Consider the following 19553-nt stretch of genomic DNA (forward strand, 5'->3'; position numbering starts at 1 on the left):
TCCGCAGCGCAACAGTGAGGCGCCCTGGGGAGCGGCACGCCGCCGCCGCATCCAGAGAACGCATCGGGTTAGAATCACGTGATTCTAGAACGTCAGGAGGGTCCATGACCTTGATCACCACAGTCCACAGTTATGCCGGAGGTGTGGCGAAAAGCGCGACGGCGCGCGACCTCAGCGCCGCGCTGGCCCTGCTGGGGCAACGCGTCCTGCTCATAGACGCCGACCATCAGGCGGACCTGAGTGTCAGCCTGGGAGCCGACATGGACGAGCAGTACGAGCGGGCCGAGGACTCCTTTGCCCAGACCATCGGACCGGCGGTGCTGGGAACCGGACCACTGCCCACTCCACTGTCCGTGTTCGGCGTCGACCTGATTCCCAGCTCCATCACCCTCTACAACCTGGAAAAGGAGTTGAAGGCAGACATCAGCATGGTGGTGGGCCTGCGCTACGCGCTCGACGAGGTGCGTGCCTCAGGAACCTACGATCACGTCATCATCGACACCAACCCGACGCTGGGGGACATGGCGACGCTGGCGCTGCTCGCCGCCGACCGGGTGCTGTTGCCCATGCCACCCAACCGCAAGGGCCTGCGGGCCGGATCGTTCATTCGCTCGCGGGTCGAAAAGGGGCATTATCAGCGGCTGAATCCGGGCCTGCAGGTGCTGCCGCCGGTGGTTACCCAGGCTCCCAACACCGTGCTGGCCCGGCAGTACCTCGCCGAGATCGAGGAATTGTTCGGGGGCACGCTCGGGGTGATCAAGCACCGTCCGGGACTGTATCCAGCGGCCATGGAACGCTCGATCCCGGTGCCCCACCTCAACCGGGGGGAGGGCCGCGCCGAGGTAATGGCGGTGGCCGGGCGTTTTCTGGAAGTCACAGGCACGGCTCCTGTCGCGGGAGTGCCCCGTGGCGCGTGAGGACCTGCTGGGCAGCGGGCTGGCGCAGGTGGCGGCCCAGGGCACCGTGCGGGCCGTGCGCCGGGACCTGCTGATTCCTGCGGCGTGGCAGCCGCGCCGCAGTTTTGACCGTGCGGGCCTGCTGGCCCTGGCGCGCAGCATCCGCGCAGAGGGGGTACGTCAGAACCTGCTGGTGCGCCCGCATCCGCAGCGCAGCGGACACTACGAGATCATCGCCGGGGAACGGCGCTGGCGGGCCGCCGATCCGGGAGTGGCCGCACAACTGGGGCTGAGCGAGGAGGAGCAGGCCACCCTGGGTGGCGAGGTGTCGGCCAGCCTGCCGTGCCTGATTCTGAACATCGACGACGTGGATGCCCGGCGCCTGAGTGCGGTCGAGAACCTGCAGCGTGAGAATCTGGACCCGGTCGATGAAGCGAGCTACCGGCTGTTGCTGGTGCAGGACGCCCTGGGCCTGCAGGTCCGGGAGGGCACCAGCCTGTCGCGTCTGGCACAGGAGGTGGGCCGGCGCCTGCACGCCCTGCGCAACGCGCCGGACTCCGCCCGGGACGAGGTGGAGACGCTGCGCCGGCTGTTCGGTCAGCTGGGCACGCTGAGCTGGGAATCGTTCGCCACCAACCACCTGCCGCTGCTTCAGCTTCCCGACGAACTGCTGGGAGCGGTCCGTGACGGCAAGATGGCCGGCCGCAGCGCCCTGCTGATTCACCGTCAGGACGATGAGGTGTTGCGCGCCGAGCTGCTGAAGCGGGCCCTGGGGGGAGCGCCCCTCAAGGAACTGACCCGTGTGGTGGACCTGCACCAGGGTCAGGCGTGGCGGGGGCTGGCCGCCGATGTGCGTGGCCGCCTGGGGGTCCGGCAACTCGACCGCCTCGATCCCCGCCGCCGGGAACGTGTGGTGGCCCTGCTGCGCCGGTTGCAGCGCGAGCTGGACACGCAAGGGGAGACGGCGGCAGACCCGCACCTTTGACCGGACACCTGCGCCAGGCAGGAGGAAACAGATTCACTCATTCCGGCACTTGGCCCCTGTGGGGTTCCTGTGCCTGACCGAATGGTACGGACTGGATCTGGCGTCGCAGCAATTTGCGACGGCCCCTGAGATAACGATGTGGTGTCTGGCGGTGACGCTGAACTTTGCGTCGCTGCTGAACTCCGGGCTCAGGCGGTGGCCGTGGGATGGCGCTCGGCCGGCAGGTGTATGGATTCCCGGCGGTGCCGCCTCTGCCCGGGCCGGAGGCGACAGGGGTGAAACGGGAACGTGGAGTTCTGCAGGCCCACACGGTTTGGCGGTCTGGACGAGGAAAGGCGTATAGGGCCTGGCCTCAGGGAGCGCGGTAGCTTAGTCGGTAGATCAGGCCGTTGCCGTCGTCGGTCAGGAGCAGGGCGCCGTCGGGGGTAACCTGCAGATCCACCGGCCGGGCGGTGGTGACTGGACCGCTCTGGAATCCGCTGACGAAGTCTCTGACCTCTCCCGTCTGGGGGTGGACGGTGATGACTTTGTAGCCGGATTTCGGCTCGCGGTTCCATGATCCGTGGAGGGCCACGAACATCAGGTTGCGGTATTCGGTGGGAAAGGCCGTACCCGTGTAGAAGGCCAGGCCCAGGGGTGCGGCGTGGGCGGTGGTGGTGGCGAAGGCGGGCTGAGCCTGGTCACAGTACGCCGGACCTTTCTTGCCAAAGTCCTGGTCCCATACCTGCGGGGTGTTTGGAGCCACCGGATAGCAGTAGGGCCAGCCATAGTTCTGGCCTTCTTTCAGAACGTAAAAGGCCTCGGGAGGCAGGTCATTGCCGGCCAGGTCGCGGCCGTTGGCGGTGGCATACAGCGCGTCCCCGAACCATTCCAGACCGACCGCATTGCGCAGTCCGGTAGCAAAGGGGCGGGCATTCTGTCCGTCGGCGTCGTAGACCCACACAGCGGCGCGGCGGGGGTCTTGCTCCTCGCAGACGTTGCAGGTGCTGCCCGCCGCCACATACATACGGTCGTCCGGTCCGAAGACCACCGTGCGCGAATAATGCCGGCCCCCACCCGGTAGGGCCGTGACCACCAGCGGCGGGGCACTCGCCGTCACATCTCCGCTGCTGTAGGGAAAACGCAGCACGGCATCGGTAACGGCCACGTACAGTGCGCCGTCATGAAAGGCCAATCCGTGGGGCGTATTCAGGCCCGAGGCAAACACCTGCTGGCGGTCCAGCCGACCGTCGCCATCCCGGTCGAGCAACGCCGTGACGGTGCCGCCCTTCTCGTCGCTGACAAAGATGTCGCCATTGGGGGCCAGAGCCATCAGGCGGGGTTTCTTGAAGCCCTCTGCATAGATCTCCGCGTGAAAGCCCGGAGGCAGCGTCAGTCCCAGGTTGGGGGCCGCCGTGTTGGGACCACGCATGATGGCACATGAGGTCAGGGCCGTCAGCAGGGCCAGGGAAGTTCCAAGCGCGCGCAGCCAGGGATTGGGAGCCATATCCCAGCAAACGGCCGGCAGATGAGCTCCATGAGCCGGTTGGCTAAAGCCTCTCTGGAAGAGGCGGGGTGGAAGGAGACTGATCGTCCCACCAGCAGGTCGAAACCGGGCCGTCCACGGGGGCCACGCCTGTTCCTTGATCTTTCCTTGACGCAGGCGGGCCGGTGGGCCGGGCAACATACTCGCGCCGGCCACATGGCCAGGATGGACCTCAGGAGGAAGCCATGAGCGACAGACCCACCTCGAAGGACTTCAAGGACGCCAGGAAGATTCCCTACCCGGGCAAGCAGTCTGAAATGGACATTCAGCCTCAGACTGAACTGCGTGGGTACCGCGCCGCCGACAAGCTGAAGGACAAGGTGGCGCTGATCACCGGGGCCGACAGCGGCATTGGCCGGGCGGTGGCGCTGGCCTTCGCGCTGGAAGGGGCGCGGGTCGCCATCGTCTACAACGAGAATGATGACGATGCCCAGACCACCCGGCAGATGGTCGAGGAGCGCGGCGGCCAGTGCCTGGTGATCAGGGCGGATGTGCGCCAGAAGGCCGCGTGTGTGGACGCGGTGAAGCAGACGGTAGACGCGTACGGGGGCCTGAACGTGCTCGTCAACAACGCGGCCTTTCAGGCAACCCAGGACAGCATTCTGGACATCACCGAGGAGCAGCTGCGGCGCACCGTGGAGACCAACTTGTTCGGATATGTGTTCATGGTGCAGGCGGCGCTGCCACACCTCGGGGACGGCGACGCGATCGTCAATACAGGTTCGATCGTGGGTGAAACCGGCAACCCGATCCTGGTGGATTACACGGCGTCCAAGGGCGGCATCCACGCGCTGACCAAATCGCTGGCCCTGCAGTTCGGTCAGCTGGGCAACGGCGTGCGCGTTAATGCTGTGCTGCCCGGGCCGGTCTGGACCCCCAACATCCCCGGCACCATGCCGCTGGAGGAGGTCCAGAAGTTCGGCCACGAGGTCGCGCTGGGCCGTCCCGGACAACCCGAGGAACTGGCCCCGGCCTACGTATACCTGGCGTGCCAGGACAGCTCGTTCGTGACCGGTTCGCTGCTGCACGTGACCGGCGGCAAGCTCTCGAGCGATTCATGATGGGACGCCGGTGAGCCGGGGCTTTCTGGAGGTCATCAAGAGGGAACTGGGAGACGGTAACTACGCCGGAGACGAGTACGGGGGCGCCGCCGGCAGCAGCGGCGAGGGGTTGCCCACCGGTAAACCCAGCAACTTCATGTTCGCCACCGGCATCGAATGCTCGTACCCCACCATTGAGCAGGGCAAGGTCCGGCGCGACGAGCTGGAAGAGTGCCGCCACTACGAGCGCTGGCAGGAGGACCTGCACCTCGTCAAGGATCTGGGCCTGCAGTACCTGCGCTACGGGCTGCCGTACTACCGGATTCATCAGGGTCCTGGCAAATATGACTGGGAATTTGCCGATCAGGTCATGGCCGAGATGAAGCGCCTGGGCATCACGCCGATTCTGGACCTGATGCACTTCGGTGTTCCCGACTGGCTGGGCAACTACCAGAACCCGGAACTGCCCATCCACTTTGCGGCCTACGCCGAGGCCGTGGCCCGGCGTTACCCCTGGGTGCGTCATTACACTCCGGTCAACGAGATCTACGTCACGGCCAAGGCGAGCGCGCAGGACGGGCTGTGGAACGAACAGCTCAAATCCGAACGCGGCTTCGTAACTGCCCTGAAACATGGCGTGGCGGCCAATATCCTGGCCTGTCAGGCCATCGCCCGGGTGCGGTCCAATACGATCATTGTGCAGGCCGAAAGTGCCGAATACCTGCACGACGCCAGCCCCCAGCCCCGGCCCGAGATCTCGATGCAAAACCGCCTGCGCTTTCTGGCACTGGATCTCAACTACGCCGTTGCTCCCGACGCGGACGTTCTGCTGTATCTGATGGACAACGGCCTGACCCGGGAGGAATACGAGTGGTTCATGGCCGGGGAACCGCCGGGCCACCAGATCATGGGAAGCGATTATTACGGCCACAACGAGAAGATCATCACGCCCGACGATCAGATGCTGATGGCCGAGGACGTCTTCGGGTGGTATCAGATCGTCAAGGGCTATTACCAGCGCTATCAGAAGCCGGTCTTTCATACCGAGACCAACGTCGCCGACGCGGAGCAGGCCCCCACCTGGCTGTGGAAGCAGTGGATGAACGTGCTGCGGTTGCGTCAGGAGGGCACCCCCGTGGTGGGCTTCACGTGGTACAGCCTGACCGACCAGATCGACTGAGAGCTGGCCGAGAAGAGGGGAACCGTCAATATCAACGGCCTGTATGACCTGGACCGCCAGCCCCATCCGGTGGCCGGGGCCTAGCGCAATCTGCTGGAGAACTTCGGACAGATCACCATCTCTCCGCACAGTGAGCTGTTTGAAGTCACCGATCAGCCTGCGACCCTGAGGATCGAGGTCTGAGCGATGGGGGGCTGGGAAGGTGCCAGAACAGGGAGCGTCTCAGGATAGGGGAGAGGCGGGGCCATCCGCGGAAGCAGGCCCCGCCTGACTTTTGATGAAGGCCGTGCGTCGGCGCAGGTATGTGGCCGCTGTGGTGAAACGGCACACTGGGAGCAGGAGGTTCACATGACATCAGTTTCTGCAGACGGCTCTTCCCAGGCGGACCGCCGGCCCGCCTGGGCCCACCCGACCGATCTGGGCACCACTCCCCTCAAGGCCGATGTGGTGGTGATTGGCGGCGGGTCGGCGGGGCTCACGGCGGCGACCCTGGCCGCGGCCATGAAGCGCCGGGTCATCCTGGTCGAGCGCGACCGGACCGGCGGCGAGTGCCTGTTCACCGGGTGCGTGCCGTCCAAGACGTTGCTGTCCCTCGCAAAACGGGTTCACACCGCCCACGCGGCCCGGGGTCTGGGCCTGGAAGTCGGTGGGCTGCCCGAGTGGTCGGTGGTCCAGCGTGAACTGCGCGGGGTCATCGACAGCTTCGAGGAGGTGGACAGTCCACAGGCTCTGGAGCGCCGGGGGGTCACCGTGATCGGCGGCGAGGCCACGTTCGTTTCTCCGCACGTGCTGGAGGTGCGGCACGCCCACGGAACCCGGACGGTCATGGCGGGGCAGTTCATTCTCGCCACCGGTTCGGAGGTGGCCCTGCCCGACATTGCTGGCCTGGACCGCGTACCGTTTCTGACCCATGAGACGGTCTTTGACCTGCCGGAGCGGCCGGAGCACCTGCTGGTCGTGGGGGGTGGGCCCATCGGCTGCGAGCTGTCTCAGGCCTTCGCCCGCCTGGGCAGCCGCGTGACGACCGTGCAGGAAGGTCCACGGCTGCTGCCCCAGGATGAACCCGAGGCCTCCGGGGCGCTGCTGGAGGCCCTGCGCCGGGAGGGCGTGGCGGTCCATCTGAACGCCACCGCTGCTCGGGTGGAGGGCACCGCCGGGGGGATGCGGCTGCATCTGGCGTCTGGCACGTCCATGGAGGGCACGCACCTGCTGATCGCCACCGGCAAGCGTCCCCGGGTCGAGGGGCTGGGGCTGGACGTGATTGGCGCAGATTACGACCGACATGGCCTGAAAGTAGGCGCGAACATGCAGTCGGTGAGCTGCCCGTGGCTGTGGGGAGCGGGCGACGTGGTGGGTGGGCCCAAATTCACTCACGGAGCCACCGAGCGCGGCATTCTGGCAGGGCTGGGAGCGCTGGCGTGGTGGGGCCGGGCGGCGGCGGCCCTGCGCGCCCCGGCCGCCCACGTCGAGGACATTCCGTGGGTGACCTACACCGATCCCGAGGTGGCGCACTGGGGCCTGACCGAGGTGCAGGCCGTGGAACGCCACGGCGACCGGGTGGTGGTCGTGGACTACGACTTCCACCAGCTGGACCGGGCGGCCACTGAGAACGAGACGGGGTTCGTCAAACTCGTCACCGTGGGCGGCGTCTTCGGAACGCCGCTGGGCCTGAAGGTGGTGGGAGCGCAGGTTGTGGGACCCCGCGCCGGAGAACTGATCCAGGCCCTGAGCCTGCCCGCCCGGCTGAACATCCATCCGCTGCGGCTGGCGCTGTTGCCGGTCTCTTACCCCACCTACGCCGAGGCGGTCCGGCAGACCTATCTGGGGCTGTTTACCGACGGCCCGGCCTTCGGTCGGCGCCGGGCGGGCCGCGCAGCCTCCGGCCAGCAAGCGGGTCTGGCCCGTCCGGCGACCACCTAGATGGAACCCAGTCACATGCTGGACGCCGTCGTGATCGGTGGGGGCTCTGCCGGACTCGCGACGGCCTACTGGTTGCAGCGGCGGGGGCTGTCCTTCACCGTGCTGGAAGCGGGCCGTTCTCCGGAGGGATCGTGGCCTGCGTACTACAGCAGCCTGACCCTGTTCACGCCCGCGCGGCACTCGGCCCTGCCCGGGCTGCCGTATCCGGGCGATCCGGACCACTATCCCCCGCGTGACGAAATGGCCGCCTACCTGCGGGCCTACGCGGCGCACTTTCACCTGCCGGTCCAGACGGGGACGCAGGTGATCCGGGTAACGGCAGACCAGGGCCGCCTGACCGTCGTGGCCCGGGATGGCCGCCGCTGGTCTGCCCGGAGCGTGGTGGCCGCTTCCGGCACCTTCGGGCAGCCGCACTGTCCCCGGCTGCCGGGTGAGGAACACTTTGGCGGCACGCGCCTGCATTCCTCGGCCTACCGTCATCCGGAACCCTTCGCCGGGCAGCGGGTGGTGGTGGTCGGAGCCGGCAACTCGGCGGCGCAGATCGCGGCGGAACTGGGACTGCGGGCCGGGGAGCGCACGCAGGTTACGCTGGCCGTGCGGCGTCCGCCGCGGCTGGTTCCCCAGCGCCCACTGGGCCACGATCTCACCGGCTGGCTGGCCTGGTCCGGCGTGGAGCGGCTGCCCCTGGGAGTGTTCGGGCGGGTGCCCGATGCCCAGCCGGTGATCGCCGTGCCGGGATTGCGCGCGGCCCTGCGGGGGGGCAACCCCGACATGCGGCCCATGTTCACCGCCTTCACGCCCGAGGGGGTCCGCTGGGCCGACGGCCAGGAGGAGGCGGTCGAGACGGTGATCTTCGCCACCGGTTACGGCTGGAACGGTGGGTTCTTGCCGCGAGCGGCGCTGGATGAACGGGGAGAGCCCCGGCAACACCTGGGGGCCAGCACCACGGTGGCCGGGCTGTATTTTGTAGGCCTGCCCGGGCAGCGGACCATCGCGTCCGGAACCGTGCGCGCCGCTGGGCCGGACGCCCGGGCGGTTGCCGAGCAGCTTGACCGTTACCTGGCCCGCCCTCCGGAGGAATGAGAATTGCCGTGCGCCGTCTAATCCCCACGACCCTGTGGCTCGCCGTGAGCCTGCTGTTGCCGGGTGTCCTCTCGGCCGCCACCGATGACGCCCTGGCGGCCCTGCTGCGCGGCCAGCCCGACGCGGCCTTCACCCTGCTTGCGGGCCGCTCCGACGCACCCTCGCTGGCCCTGCTGGCCCGGGTGTATGTCGGGCAGGCGGCGTTCGCATCCACGCCCGAGCGCAAGCGGCAGCTTTATGCCCGCTCGGAAGCGGCGGCGCGCACCGCCCTGGCCGCCGATCCGCAGTGGGCCTCCGCACACGTGGAACTCGCCAATGCGCTGGCGCTTCAGTTGCCGGGCGCGGGCCTCCTGCGGGCCACCCAGGTCGGCCCGGAAATCCGGCGGCTGTTCGAGCGGGCCACCGCGCTCGATCCGGGGCAGGCGCGGGCGTGGATGGGTCTGGGCACCTGGCACGCGCAGGCGCTGGGCATGGGGGGGTTGGTCGCCCTGGCTTCCGGAGCCAGCGAGACGGCCATGCGTGCCGCCCATCAGCGCGCCATCACCCTGGAGCCGAACGAGGTCTTTTTTCGGCTGAGCTACGCCGACAGCCTGCTGCTGCTCGCCGGGTCCCAGCCGCGCCGCGCCGACGCGCTGAGGCGGGAAGCCCGCACGGTGCTGGAGGCGGCCCTGACCCTGACGCCGCAAACCTACTGGCAGCGTGATGACCAGAACACGGTGCGTGAGCGGCTCAGAGCACTGGCCGGAAGGTAGAAGCTTCTGAAGCGACTCAGCCGGCGTCTCTGAGCAGGGCAGCGCGGTGTTCGGCCATCCGGCGGGCCAGTTCCGGAAAATCCGGGTCGATGTCGAGGCGGTAGCCGTCCCAGTACCCGTCGCGTTCCGGCTCGAAGAACCGGGCGGGCGGCATGCCCGGGGCCAGGGCCGCCGCCTTGAGTGCCCGGCGGGTCCGCACGCGCAGGGCGTCCAGGGATGCGTCCCGGATCTCCTCGACGGAGATGGCCGGCAGAACCTGAACCGTGACCGCCTGTCCGTAGCGCAGCGTGGGCGAGAACGGATGCTCCCAGACGCGGTGCGTTCCCGTGATCGCGACCGGCAGGATCGGCACCCCCACCCGCCGGGCCACCTCGAACCCCCCACGCTGGAAGTCGCTCTGGATGCCCGCCACGGTGCCCTGCGGAAAGACCACCAGACTCTCGCCCCCGGCCAGAATGGTCTCGGCGCTGCGCCACAGCCCCCGGAAGCCCCCCAGCGGGTGTTCAGGATTGATCGAGACGTGTCCCAGTCCCTGCAGCGCGGGGCCGATGGCGGGCCAGCCGAAGATCTCGCGCCGCGCCACGAAGCGCAGCGGCAGCGGCAGCCGCAGCAGACACAGCACGTCCGCGATGCCCTCGTGCAGCGAAGCCACCAGATACGGCCCGGCCCCGATGTTCCCGGTGCCCCGGACCTGCAGATGCACGTCCAGGTGCCGCAGAAACCGTTCGCCCAGTCGCCGCTGAAATTGCTGCCTCTGCGCAGGATTCAGGTGCGCCGGCAGCCGCGAGGCACCGCGCATACTCCACCACAGCAGGGGCCGCCCCAGAAGCTCAAAGCGCAGGCGGGCCGTCCGCCCCTGGGGGCGGAAATGCAGTTCGGCCGGATCGTCTGGCAGCGGCGTGGTGGGTGGAATAGGGGTTCACCTGAGGGGTTGAAACGCGGTGTGTGGGGTGGAAGGCCGACGAGCGCAGCATAGAGGCTTGGTTTCCGGTGAATCGCTGTATTTCTCGCTGTGATTAAGGCCGCATGACCCCGGTTGCCATCCATGGAAGGGACCCCGGGCCTAGGGTGAAGTTATGACTTCAGACTCCAGACGCCCCCAAGATTCCGGGGAAACCGAGCAGGAGCGCGGCGAGATCGTGCAGACCACGGTGCCGGAGCTGGATTCGGATGCCGTGAACATCCCGGAGGGGGACCCGCACAACGAAACGCCCACCGAACGGGCGGCCCGGCTGCAGCGGCAGCGGACCTCTGGCATCATTCCCGACAACGAGGACGGCTGACCCAGCTCAATCAGACCCGCTCTGAGACCACAGGAGGGATCAGGATGACCCAGCCCACCCACAGCATGAAGCCCAGTGAGGAGGCCGACGCCCACCAGCTGAAGCTCGCCCGCCGCGAGGGGGACGCCTATCAGGAATCCCTGAACTACATGGTCCAGGAGGTTGCCGACAGCGGCGCGGTCCAGCGCGACGGCGACTACCTGATCGGCTACGCGCAGGAGAAAGCCGAGGGCATGTATGCCCCGCGCGAAGAGGGAACGCTGGAGTGGACGGCCCCCACCGACGAGAACTGCCACATAGAGGTCAGCGTCAGTGATGCCAGCGACGGCCGTTTCCTTCCGCAGCTGACCATCCATGCCACCCTGACCGGTCAGGGTGAAACGGTCGGGCCCTTCGAGGTGCCTTTTCTGTGGCATCCGGGTCTGTACCATTACGGCAAAAACATCCGCGTTCCCGGCGACGGTGAGTATGACCTCACAGTACGTGTGGAGGCCCCGACCTTCATGCGCCATGACAAGCAGAACGGCCAGCGGTATGCGCGGGGGGCAGAAGTGACCTTCCGCAAGATCCAGGTGAAGACCGGCCAGGGCTGAGGGCCCCGCCGCCCACCCCCTCCAGCCGGTCTTCTGCTCCAGCCGCCCCAGGCTCAGGTTTGGGGCAGGCTGGTCTGCCGTGTTGCCACCAGGGGCCGGCTGAGCGGTGATGGGGGAGAGCTGCGCTCTTAATCCTGCCCACTTCAGAGGGCGAGGCAGCAGACCCCTCGGGGCCCCGCGTTGGGGTCCGCCGCGAGGGCGTTTTCAGACGTGTGTGCCCCTCCCCACAGACAGGAGGCCAGATAAGAGAGTAGATACTCACTTATGGCCCGCCCCCGCACCATCACCGATGAACAGATTGTCGAGGCGGCCCGCGAGATCTTTCTTCAGCAGGGATTTGCCGCCACCACCGCCGAGATTGCCCGCCGCGCCGGGGTCTCGGAGGGCACGCTTTTTAAACGTTACGCCAGCAAGGAAGACCTCTTCGAGGCGGCCGTGGGGCTGCACAATTATGCCCATTGGCGCTCCGAACTGCTGTCTCAGCTGGGTCAGGGGGAGGTCCGGCGCAATCTGGAGCGGGCCTTCATGGAATTCCTGAAGGAGGCCGCCGCCATTATTCCCAACCTGATGACCATTCTCTCGCGCGGGCACAACCCCGAACATAACCCCATTCTGGAGCGGCTGGGCAATCCGGTGCGCCAGGATGCCGAGGCTATTGCCCAGTACCTGCGCGCCGAACTGGATCTGGGCCGGGTGCGTCCGCTCGACGCCGAGGTCACGGCCCTGATGATCATGGGCGCCCTCACCACCTATGTGCATCAGGAGCACATGATGGTGAAGATCGGGCGGGAACCGCTGGAGGCCGGCCGCTTCGTGCGTGGGCTGCTGGACGTGCTGTGGCCGGGGCTGGCTCCATGACCGTTCCTGTGGTCCGGTCAGATCCGCGGTTTCGGGGAGTGGCCGGACCGACGCGATTGCCCTCCCCTTTGCTCATAAGTAAGTGCCCACTTCAAAAACACCATTCCAGTCGTCCTGCGAGTCTCCCGAGGTTTGTTCATGCCTGATCGGTCCTGTTCCCTGTTTCTCACGGCGCTGCTGGCGTTGGGCCTGCTGGGTGCGCCGGTCGCCGCGCAGGTCACGCCGCCCGGCCCGTCCACCGTGGCCCCGGCCCCTTTGTCCGCACCTGCCCTGGCCCCGGCGGAGTCATTGCAAGACGTCCTGACGGCGCTGCGCGGGTCGCCGGGATGGCGCGGCGCCGACCTGACCTACCGCGCCGCCCAGTTGGCTCTGGACAGCGCCCGGACCCGCGCCGGACTGTCGCTGACCGTGGGCGCGGACAGCAGCCTCGTCAAGGTTCCGTGGAGCGGTGGGGAGTGGCAGGGCAGCACCACCGTGACCGTGGGGGCGTCCCTGGCCGTGCTGCCGTGGTCGGCGGCCCGTGAGGCGGTGCGCGCCGCTGAGCGGGCGCTGGCGGCGGCGGCGGTCGCGCTGCGCAGTGACCGCGCTAGCCTGACGGTCCAGGCCGTGCAGGCCTATGCAGGAGCGCGCAGCGCCGCCGCCACGCTGGCCCTGGCCGACGCGCAGCTGGCCCTGAACACCCGGTTGCTGGCCATCGCCACCGACCAGCACACACAGAACCTGATCACGGCCGAGGCCCTGCTGGAACGTCAGGCGGCGCTGCAGTCGGCGCAGGCCAGCCGGGACGGGGCCGCCCGCGGGGTGGCGCTGGCCGCCGCTCAGCTGACGCGGGTGCTGGGCCAGCCCATCACGCTGCCCGGAGACCCCGCCGCTTTCGGGGCGTTGCCCCTGCTCGCCCCGGCGGGTGACCTAAGCGCCCTGCTGGCCCGCGCCCTCGCCGCCCGTCCCGAGATTGCGCGCGCGGAGGTGGCCCTGGCCGACGCTGGGGCGGGCCTGAGCGCCGCCGAACTCGATGCCCGTGTGCCGGATCTGACGGCCAGCGTCCGCGCGGGCCAGCTCGGCGGCGGTCAGGGCGGCGCGGGCCGGGTGGTGAGTGGCAATCTCAACAGCAAATCGGGCGTGCTGGGAGCGCAGCTCAGCGTGCCCCTCAAGGACACCAGCGCCCTGCCGAACGGGGTGGCGCTGTCCCTGAGCGGCACCTTCACGCTGTTGGGTAGTCCTGCGCGTGACGCCCTGACCCAGGCCCGTCTGGGGGTGCAGCAGGCACAGCTGGGCCTGGACACGGCCCGGCAGGCCATTGAGCTGGAAGTGCGCACCCGTCTGTCTGATTTTCAGGATGCGCAGGAGGGCCTGACCAGTCTGCAGACCTCGCTGGTCCGGGCCCAGACGGCCGTGAACAGCGCCCGTGCCCGCCTGGAAGCGGGTCTGGGCACGACATGGGAAGTGATGCAGGCCGAGCTGGGGGTCGTGCAGGCGCGCAACGCCGTGGACACCCAGCTCGCCGCGGTGGCCCTGGCCGCGCTGCAACTCGCCCAGGCCACCGCTGACCTTGATCCCGCTCTGCTGGGCGCTGTGCCCCGCCTTCCCGACCTCGCCCCCCCCACCGGAGAACGACCATGAAAGTGAACCCCACCCTGACCGTGCTGGCCCTGACCCTGAGCGTCGCTGCCGCCCAGACCGCCGGCGCGCAGACCACTCGACTGACCCTGGAGGGGGCCGTGACCCGCGCCCTGGCCAGCGGACCGGACGTGACCACCGCCCGCGCCAACCTGCGAAAGGCCCAGGCCAATGTGCGCGCCGTGCGCTCGGACCCCACCTCCATCATCACCACGCTGACCCAGGCCGAGCAGGACAACGCGGCGGCGGCGGTCACCCTGGACGGCACCAAGCTGAACGTTGCCCAGACCGTGATCGCGCAGTATCTGGCGGCCTACGAGGCCAGCGGACGCATTGACCTGAACGCGGCCCAGGTGGCCCTGGACACCCGCAACCTGCAGATTGCCCGGGCGCGGCTCGCCGCCAAGGTAGCCACCGCCCTGGACGTGAACCGTGCCCAGACCAGCCTGAACAGCAACCGCCAGGAGCTCGCCGATGCCCAGGCACAGTTTCCGGTCCTCAAGGCTCAACTGGCGCGCACGCTGGGCCTGCCCACCGGCACCGACCTGGCCCTGGCCGACCCGCCGGCGCCGCCCAAGCTGGGCAGCAGCCTCGCCACGCTGCAGGCCGGACTGGAAAAACGTCTGCCCTCGCTGAGCCAGGCGGCCAACGGCCTGAGCTTCGCCGCCCTGCAGGTCCGGCTGGCCGACAACGACTACACCCCGGCGCGCACCCTGGAAGACGCGCAGGTGGCGCAGGCCAACGCCCAGCGCAGCCTGGACGACGCCACGAAAGCCGCCGGCACCGGCGTGCGCGACGCCTACCGCGCCGTACAGAACGCGCAGGAGCAGGTGGACATCGCCCGCCAGCAGCTCGCCAACGCCCAGACGACGCTGGCCCAGACGCGCGCGCGTCTCAAGGCCGGGACCGCCGCCGCCGTGGAGGTGCAGCAGGCCGAGGTGCAGGCCCAGCAGGCCGCCTTTGGCGTGACCCAGGCGCAGGGGGGCCTGTGGCGGGCGCTCGCGGCGCTGGGCGTGGCGTCCGGGGTGGACGTGACGGGACTCGCAAAATGAAGCCGCTGATGTGTGTGGTGGCGCTGAGCGTCTCTCTGGTGGCCTGCACGCCGCCGGGCGGGGGCGGCGATACGGTCGCCAATGATCTGGACACCGCGCCGGACAAGACCACGGTCCTGAGGGTAACGATCATTCCGGCGAGGCAGGGCACACTGACCGTGCAGCGCAGCGCCAGCGCCATCATCACCGCGCAGAGGGACTCCCAGGTGGCCACCCAGAGCGGCGGCACGGTAATGCGCGTGCTCGCCGATGAGGGAGAGCAGGTCAGCGCCGGGCAGGTGGTGGTGCAGCTCGACGACACCGTGCCGCGTCAGGCGCTGGAGAATGCCCGCCTGCAGGTGCAGCAGGCCGAGATCACCCTGCAGCAGACCCGCGATACCACCTCGCAGGCCGGCTCGCCCCTTCAGTCGGCCGTGCAGTCCGCGCAGGCCACGCTGGCCCAGGCGCAGCAGGGAGCCCAGAGCGCCGAGTCGCTGTACAAGCTCGGCGGCATCAGTCTGTCTGACCTGCAGTCCGCGCGGGCCACGCTGGCCCAGGCCCAGTCGGGGCTGGCGGCGGCCAGGAACAATCTGGAGCAGAACGGGCGCAGCGCCCAGGGCAGTGTGCCGCTGCAGCAAGCTCAGCTTCGAAGTGCCCAGGCGAGCGTGCGTCAGGCCGAGGAGAACCTGGCCCGCACCGGGGTCAAGGCCCCCTTTGCCGGAATGGTGGCGAGCATCAGCGCCCGGGAGGGCGAGTTCGCCGCCCAGGGCACGCCGGTGTTCCGGCTGGTCGATCCGGGCAGCATCCGCGCCAAGTTCAACGTACCGAGCAGTGACGCCTCCACGCTCACTGGCGGCACCCGGCTGAACCTGGGGTACGGCGGCGTGAACTACGTGGCGGTCGTGCAGGGCAGCCCGGGCATCGCGGGCGGCGACCGGCTGGTGCCCATCACCGCGCGTGTGCAGGGCGGCGAGCAGTTGCCGGTGGGAGCGGCGGCGCAGGTTCGCTACCGTGCCAGCCTCGGCCAGGGTGTGCTGGTGCCGAGCAGCGCGGTGCGGGTCGAGGGCGGCGAGAACGCGGTGTTCATTGCGGCGGGTGGCCGGGCCGAGCGCCGGGTGGTCTCGGTGGTGGCCGAATCGGGCGGGCAACTGGCCGTGACCGGGGTGCAGGCCGGGGAAGCAGTGATCAATCCGCTGCCCACCAGCCTGCAAGACGGGGCGGGCGTGCGTGTGGACACGGCTCCCGACTCCACGTCAGCGCCTGAATCCACTTCGCCGGCCCCGCCGGAAGGACAGGCGCCATGAGCACCCACGATCCGGCCGAGCTCAGCGCTCCGCGCGGCACCCTGCCCGACGGCACGCCCGAACCTGCCGTCAATCCTTTCGTGCGCTTCAGCGTGCGCAACTACGTCTTTTCTATCGGCATCTTCATCCTCGTGGCGCTGCTCGGGCTGGTGTCGGCGTTCCGCCTGGGCGTGGAACTGCTGCCCAATTTCGAGGTGCCGATCCTGGCGGTCAGCACGTCATATCCCGGCGCGAACCCCGACCAGGTGGACCGCGAGGTCAGCCGCAAGATCGAGGACGCGGTGAGCACCCTGGCCGGTGTGGTCGACATCAACACCACCTCGGTGAGCAACCAGTCGGCGGTGGTCATCACCTTCACCGACAGCACAGACATCGATTCGGCGGCCAACAGCGTTTCGCAGGCGGTGGCGGCCATCCGCGCCGCGCTGCCCGATGGCAGCAACGCGCCGGTGGTTCAGAAGTTCGACCCGAACGCCACGCCCATTCTGTCGCTGGCCCTGCTCGGCGGCAGCGCCCGTGCCGAGGACGTGACCGCCTTTGCCGAGGACACCCTGGTTCCCCGGCTGGAGCGCGTGGACGGCGTGGCCGACGTGAGTCTCTCGGGCGGTCCCGAGCGCAAGATTCAGGTGCTGCTCGATCCTGCCCGCCTGCAGAGCTTTGACCTGACCCCCGCCCGCGTGACCGGGGCCATCAGCGCCTCGGCGCTGGACCTGCCTGCCGGCAACGTCACCCAGGGTGGCAGCACCACCGGCTTCAGCACCCGCAACACGCCGCGCAGCGCCGCCGACGTGGCGCGCATCACGGTGGACCCGGCCACCGGGCTGCGTGTGGCGGACGTGGCGAGCGTGCGCGACGGCAGCGCGGCCGCCAGCTCGTTCGCCCGCGTCAACGGCCAGCCCGCCGTGCTGCTCTCGGTGCGCAAGGCCTCGGGCACGAATTCGGTGGCCGTGACCGACAACGTGCGCGCCGCCATGCAGGAACAGCCGCTGCCCCCCGGCTACAGCCTCAAGCTCGCCAGCGACACCACCCGCGAAACCCGCGCGACCGTCTCGGACACCTTCAAGGAGTTCCTGATCGCCATCGGCGCGGTGGGCGTGATCTGTCTGCTGTTTCTGGGCCGGCTGAACACCGTCTTCGCCGTGATCCTGGCGATTCCGATCTCGATCAGCGCCGCGCCGCTGCTCTTCGGGGTGCTTGGCTTTACCTTCAACATCATCTCGCTGCTCGCCATCATCGTCGCCATCGGCATCGTCGTGGACGATTCCATCGTGGTGGCCGAGAACGTGCAGCGCTACCGCGACCTGGGCTACAGCCCGGTCCGCAGCGTGCTGCTGGGGGCCAGCGAGGTCTTCTCTGCCGTGACCGCCGCCAGCTTCTCATTGCTCGCCGTGCTGATTCCCCTGAGCCTGATGCCGGGCATCCTGGGTCAGTTTTTCAGCCAGTTCGGGCTGGGCATCGCGGCGGCCATCGTGCTCAGCTGGCTCGAAAGCCTGCTGTTTCTGACGGTCCGCATGGCCTACACCACCGAGACCAGGGCGGTGGCGTGGAGTGACCTGCCGCGCATCCTGGCCCGCCTGCCCGCCCTGTTCCGGCACTCGCTGCTGGGGGTCCACACCCTGCCGGGCCTGCTGGGTCTGGCGCTGGCGGGCGCGGCCACGGCCTTTGGCCTGTCGCGTGGCGGACTGCCCCTGGCGGCGGCCCTGGTGCTCGCCGTGCTGCTCGCTCCGGTGGTGTTGACGGTGGTGCGCTACGTCCTGACTGTGCTGTACGCCGTGCTGGAGGCCCTGACCGGCACGCTGCACGGCCTGACCCTGCGCGCCGTGATGGCCACCGCCCGGGCGTATGCCCGCAGCCTGTCGGTGGCGCTCAGGCGACCGTGGGCCGTGATGCTCGTGGCCGCCGCCTTCATGGGCAGCGTGGTGCTCATCGCGCCCCGGCTGGGCTTTGCCTTCACGCCGCAGACCGACAGCGGCATCCTCAACGTGGACCTGAATCTGCCGGTGGGCACGGACCTCGCCACCACCAACGCCCTGACCCGGCAGATAGAGGACCGGTTGCTGTCCCGCGAGGAGGTGCGGCTGGTGCAGACCAGCGTGGGCAGCGGCAGCCTGACGGGGGGCAGCAGCGCCAACGCCGCGAGCCTGACCGTCACGCTGGTGCCCAAAGAGGAGCGCCCGGACATTGATACCCTGACCACGCGCTACCTCAAAGACCTTCAGCCCCTCGTGGACCGCGTGCCCGACACCGACCTGCTTGTGGCCTCGCAGCAGGGCGGACCCGGCGGCAGCGCCGACATCACGCTGGCGCTTACGGCCCCCAATCAGGCCCTGCTGATCGAGCGCAACCGCGAGGTCGTGCAGCTGCTGCGGCGCGATTCCAACCTGCGCTCGGTGGACAGCAGCCTGAGCGACACCCGCCAGGAACGGACCTTCGTGCCCGACACCTCCCGACTCTCGGGCACCGGCCTGAGTGCCAGCGATGTGGCCCAGGCCCTGCGCACCTACAACGACGGCACCGTGGCGGGCAGCGTGCGTGACGGCGACCGCAGCGTGGACATCGTGGTGCGGCTGGACCCCTCCCTGATTCGTGACGAGCAGAGCCTGCTGTCCCAGACGGTGTATTCCCAGGCGCTGGGAGCCAACCTGCCGCTCTCGGGACTGGGCACCTTTCAGGTTGCGCAGGCTCCGGCGACCCTCAGCCGCCTGAACAAGGCCTACACCGCCACCCTGAACCTCAACATCGTGGACGGCGGCCCCAATCCGTTCGCATACCAGGCCGAGCTGGAAAAGCGGGTGGCGGATGCGGGCCTGCTGAAAGATGGGGTCACCCTGGGCAATGCGAGCGCCTTTGGCAGCGCGGGCCTCACCGGCGACCTGATCTTCTACGGTCCGATTCTGATGGTCACGGCCATTCTGCTGACCTATCTGGTGCTGGGCAGCCAGTTCAACTCGTTCCGCTATCCCATCTACCTGCTGCTGCCGGTGCCGATCGCCATTGTGGGGGCGCTGTGGACGCTGGGGCTGTTTGGGGTCAATCTGGACGTGATCACGGTGCTGGGCATGGTGATCCTGCTGGGTCTGTCCACCAAGAACTCCATTCTGTACCTGGAATTCGTGACCGAGCGCGCCCGCAGCCTGCCCCTGCGTGAGGCGCTCATTGAAGCCGCCGAGCTGCGCTTCCGGCCCATTCTGATGACTACGTTGACCGTCCTCGTGATCAGCATTCCCCTGATTCTGGGCCAGGGCGACGGCGCGGAATTCCGCCGGGGTCTGGGCATCGTGATTCTGGGCGGTGTGGTCACGTCGACCCTGCTCACCTTCTATGTGGTCCCCAGCGTGTTCTGGCAGTTCGAGCGGCGGCGCGTGAAGCCCGATCCGCAGCCCGGAGTTCCTGGGAGTCTGGTGTCGGGCGACTGAGCGGCGCCTGCGCCAACCGGAAAGCAGAAAAGAAAGGAGCGGGACAGCATGTACTGTCCCGCTCCTTTCC

General features: G+C 68.6%; 16 protein-coding genes. 14 read left to right on the plus strand and 2 right to left on the minus strand.

The genetic code is table 11. From position 1 onward, the window contains the following. Positions 1-104: 104 nt before the first annotated feature. Together IEY21_RS02180 and IEY21_RS02185 are read left to right on the plus strand one after the other, a co-directional pair. Complete coding sequence (locus IEY21_RS02180; protein WP_188900888.1) at positions 105-917, plus strand: ParA family protein; 813 nt, start codon at positions 105-107, stop codon at positions 915-917. Beyond that, on the plus strand, positions 907-1881 hold the full coding sequence (locus IEY21_RS02185) for a ParB/RepB/Spo0J family partition protein (RefSeq protein ID WP_188900890.1): 975 nt from the start codon (positions 907-909) through the stop codon (positions 1879-1881). The genes IEY21_RS02180 and IEY21_RS02185 overlap by 11 nt, the downstream gene beginning before the upstream one ends. A gap of 352 nt (positions 1882-2233) precedes the next feature. On the opposite strand, the gene IEY21_RS02190 is transcribed toward IEY21_RS02185, so the two are convergent. Continuing rightward, entirely contained in the window at positions 2234-3367 is a 1134-nt protein-coding gene (locus tag IEY21_RS02190) for a PQQ-dependent sugar dehydrogenase (protein WP_229752794.1), read from the minus strand. Positions 3368-3591: 224 nt separating this feature from the next. Between IEY21_RS02190 and IEY21_RS02195 the strand changes: the two genes are divergently transcribed. From IEY21_RS02195 to IEY21_RS02215, 5 genes are all read left to right on the plus strand, one after another. Next, complete coding sequence (locus IEY21_RS02195) at positions 3592-4467, plus strand: SDR family oxidoreductase (protein ID WP_188900892.1); 876 nt, start codon at positions 3592-3594, stop codon at positions 4465-4467. Positions 4468-4477: 10 nt separating this feature from the next. Further along, the gene (locus IEY21_RS02200) at positions 4478-5626 is read left to right on the plus strand and encodes a family 1 glycosylhydrolase (RefSeq protein ID WP_229752795.1); all 1149 of its coding nucleotides are present in this window, start codon (positions 4478-4480) and stop codon (positions 5624-5626) included. A gap of 348 nt (positions 5627-5974) precedes the next feature. Next, on the plus strand, positions 5975-7546 hold the full coding sequence (locus IEY21_RS02205; protein WP_188900894.1) for a dihydrolipoyl dehydrogenase family protein: 1572 nt from the start codon (positions 5975-5977) through the stop codon (positions 7544-7546). Between the two features lie 15 nt (positions 7547-7561). Further along, entirely contained in the window at positions 7562-8629 is a 1068-nt protein-coding gene (locus IEY21_RS02210; protein ID WP_188900896.1) for a flavin-containing monooxygenase, read from the plus strand. An 8-nt stretch (positions 8630-8637) separates the two neighbouring features. Then, on the plus strand, positions 8638-9381 hold the full coding sequence (locus IEY21_RS02215; protein ID WP_188900898.1) for a tetratricopeptide repeat protein: 744 nt from the start codon (positions 8638-8640) through the stop codon (positions 9379-9381). Positions 9382-9397: 16 nt separating this feature from the next. On the opposite strand, the gene IEY21_RS02220 is transcribed toward IEY21_RS02215, so the two are convergent. After that, positions 9398-10180 carry a lysophospholipid acyltransferase family protein gene (locus IEY21_RS02220; protein WP_188900900.1) on the minus strand — a complete coding sequence of 261 codons (783 nt, stop codon included), beginning with the start codon at positions 10178-10180 and terminating at the stop codon, positions 9398-9400. Positions 10181-10457: 277 nt separating this feature from the next. Between IEY21_RS02220 and IEY21_RS02225 the strand changes: the two genes are divergently transcribed. The 7 genes from IEY21_RS02225 (at position 10458) to IEY21_RS02255 (ending at position 19483) form a co-directional block, all read left to right on the plus strand. Next, a complete protein-coding gene (locus IEY21_RS02225; RefSeq protein WP_188900902.1) occupies positions 10458-10664 on the plus strand; it encodes a hypothetical protein in 207 nt (68 codons plus the stop codon). A gap of 44 nt (positions 10665-10708) precedes the next feature. Further along, entirely contained in the window at positions 10709-11257 is a 549-nt protein-coding gene (locus tag IEY21_RS02230) for an iron transporter (RefSeq protein WP_188900904.1), read from the plus strand. A gap of 264 nt (positions 11258-11521) precedes the next feature. Further along, on the plus strand, positions 11522-12115 hold the full coding sequence (locus IEY21_RS02235; protein ID WP_188900906.1) for a TetR/AcrR family transcriptional regulator: 594 nt from the start codon (positions 11522-11524) through the stop codon (positions 12113-12115). 138 nt (positions 12116-12253) lie between these two features. Next, positions 12254-13735, plus strand: a complete 1482-nt coding sequence (locus tag IEY21_RS02240; protein ID WP_188900908.1) for a TolC family protein — start codon at positions 12254-12256, stop codon at positions 13733-13735. Then, positions 13732-14784, plus strand: a complete 1053-nt coding sequence (locus tag IEY21_RS02245; RefSeq protein WP_188900910.1) for a TolC family protein — start codon at positions 13732-13734, stop codon at positions 14782-14784. The genes IEY21_RS02240 and IEY21_RS02245 overlap by 4 nt, the downstream gene beginning before the upstream one ends. After that, positions 14781-16067 (plus strand): efflux RND transporter periplasmic adaptor subunit, encoded by a 1287-nt coding sequence (locus IEY21_RS02250; RefSeq protein ID WP_188900912.1) that lies wholly within the window; start codon positions 14781-14783, stop codon positions 16065-16067. The genes IEY21_RS02245 and IEY21_RS02250 overlap by 4 nt, the downstream gene beginning before the upstream one ends. After that, on the plus strand, positions 16064-19483 hold the full coding sequence (locus tag IEY21_RS02255; protein WP_188900914.1) for an efflux RND transporter permease subunit: 3420 nt from the start codon (positions 16064-16066) through the stop codon (positions 19481-19483). Before IEY21_RS02250 ends, IEY21_RS02255 begins: the two co-directional genes overlap by 4 nt. Positions 19484-19553 lie beyond the last annotated feature (70 nt).

This window comes from Deinococcus aerophilus (assembly GCF_014647075.1).
Classification (GTDB): domain Bacteria; phylum Deinococcota; class Deinococci; order Deinococcales; family Deinococcaceae; genus Deinococcus; species Deinococcus aerophilus.

What these genes read in the sequence shown, in the direction of transcription:
- IEY21_RS02180 (WP_188900888.1), top strand. Translation starts at nt 105, where the DNA reads ATGACCTTGATCACCACAGTCCACAGTTATGCCGGAGGTGTGGCGAAA.
- IEY21_RS02190 (WP_229752794.1), bottom strand. Translation starts at nt 3,367, where the DNA reads ATGGCTCCCAATCCCTGGCTGCGCGCGCTTGGAACTTCCCTGGCCCTG.
- IEY21_RS02195 (WP_188900892.1), top strand. Translation starts at nt 3,592, where the DNA reads ATGAGCGACAGACCCACCTCGAAGGACTTCAAGGACGCCAGGAAGATT.
- IEY21_RS02205 (WP_188900894.1), top strand. Translation starts at nt 5,975, where the DNA reads ATGACATCAGTTTCTGCAGACGGCTCTTCCCAGGCGGACCGCCGGCCC.
- IEY21_RS02210 (WP_188900896.1), top strand. Translation starts at nt 7,562, where the DNA reads ATGCTGGACGCCGTCGTGATCGGTGGGGGCTCTGCCGGACTCGCGACG.
- IEY21_RS02220 (WP_188900900.1), bottom strand. Translation starts at nt 10,180, where the DNA reads ATGCGCGGTGCCTCGCGGCTGCCGGCGCACCTGAATCCTGCGCAGAGG.
- IEY21_RS02225 (WP_188900902.1), top strand. Translation starts at nt 10,458, where the DNA reads ATGACTTCAGACTCCAGACGCCCCCAAGATTCCGGGGAAACCGAGCAG.
- IEY21_RS02230 (WP_188900904.1), top strand. Translation starts at nt 10,709, where the DNA reads ATGACCCAGCCCACCCACAGCATGAAGCCCAGTGAGGAGGCCGACGCC.
- IEY21_RS02235 (WP_188900906.1), top strand. Translation starts at nt 11,522, where the DNA reads ATGGCCCGCCCCCGCACCATCACCGATGAACAGATTGTCGAGGCGGCC.
- IEY21_RS02240 (WP_188900908.1), top strand. Translation starts at nt 12,254, where the DNA reads ATGCCTGATCGGTCCTGTTCCCTGTTTCTCACGGCGCTGCTGGCGTTG.
- IEY21_RS02245 (WP_188900910.1), top strand. Translation starts at nt 13,732, where the DNA reads ATGAAAGTGAACCCCACCCTGACCGTGCTGGCCCTGACCCTGAGCGTC.
- IEY21_RS02250 (WP_188900912.1), top strand. Translation starts at nt 14,781, where the DNA reads ATGAAGCCGCTGATGTGTGTGGTGGCGCTGAGCGTCTCTCTGGTGGCC.
- IEY21_RS02255 (WP_188900914.1), top strand. Translation starts at nt 16,064, where the DNA reads ATGAGCACCCACGATCCGGCCGAGCTCAGCGCTCCGCGCGGCACCCTG.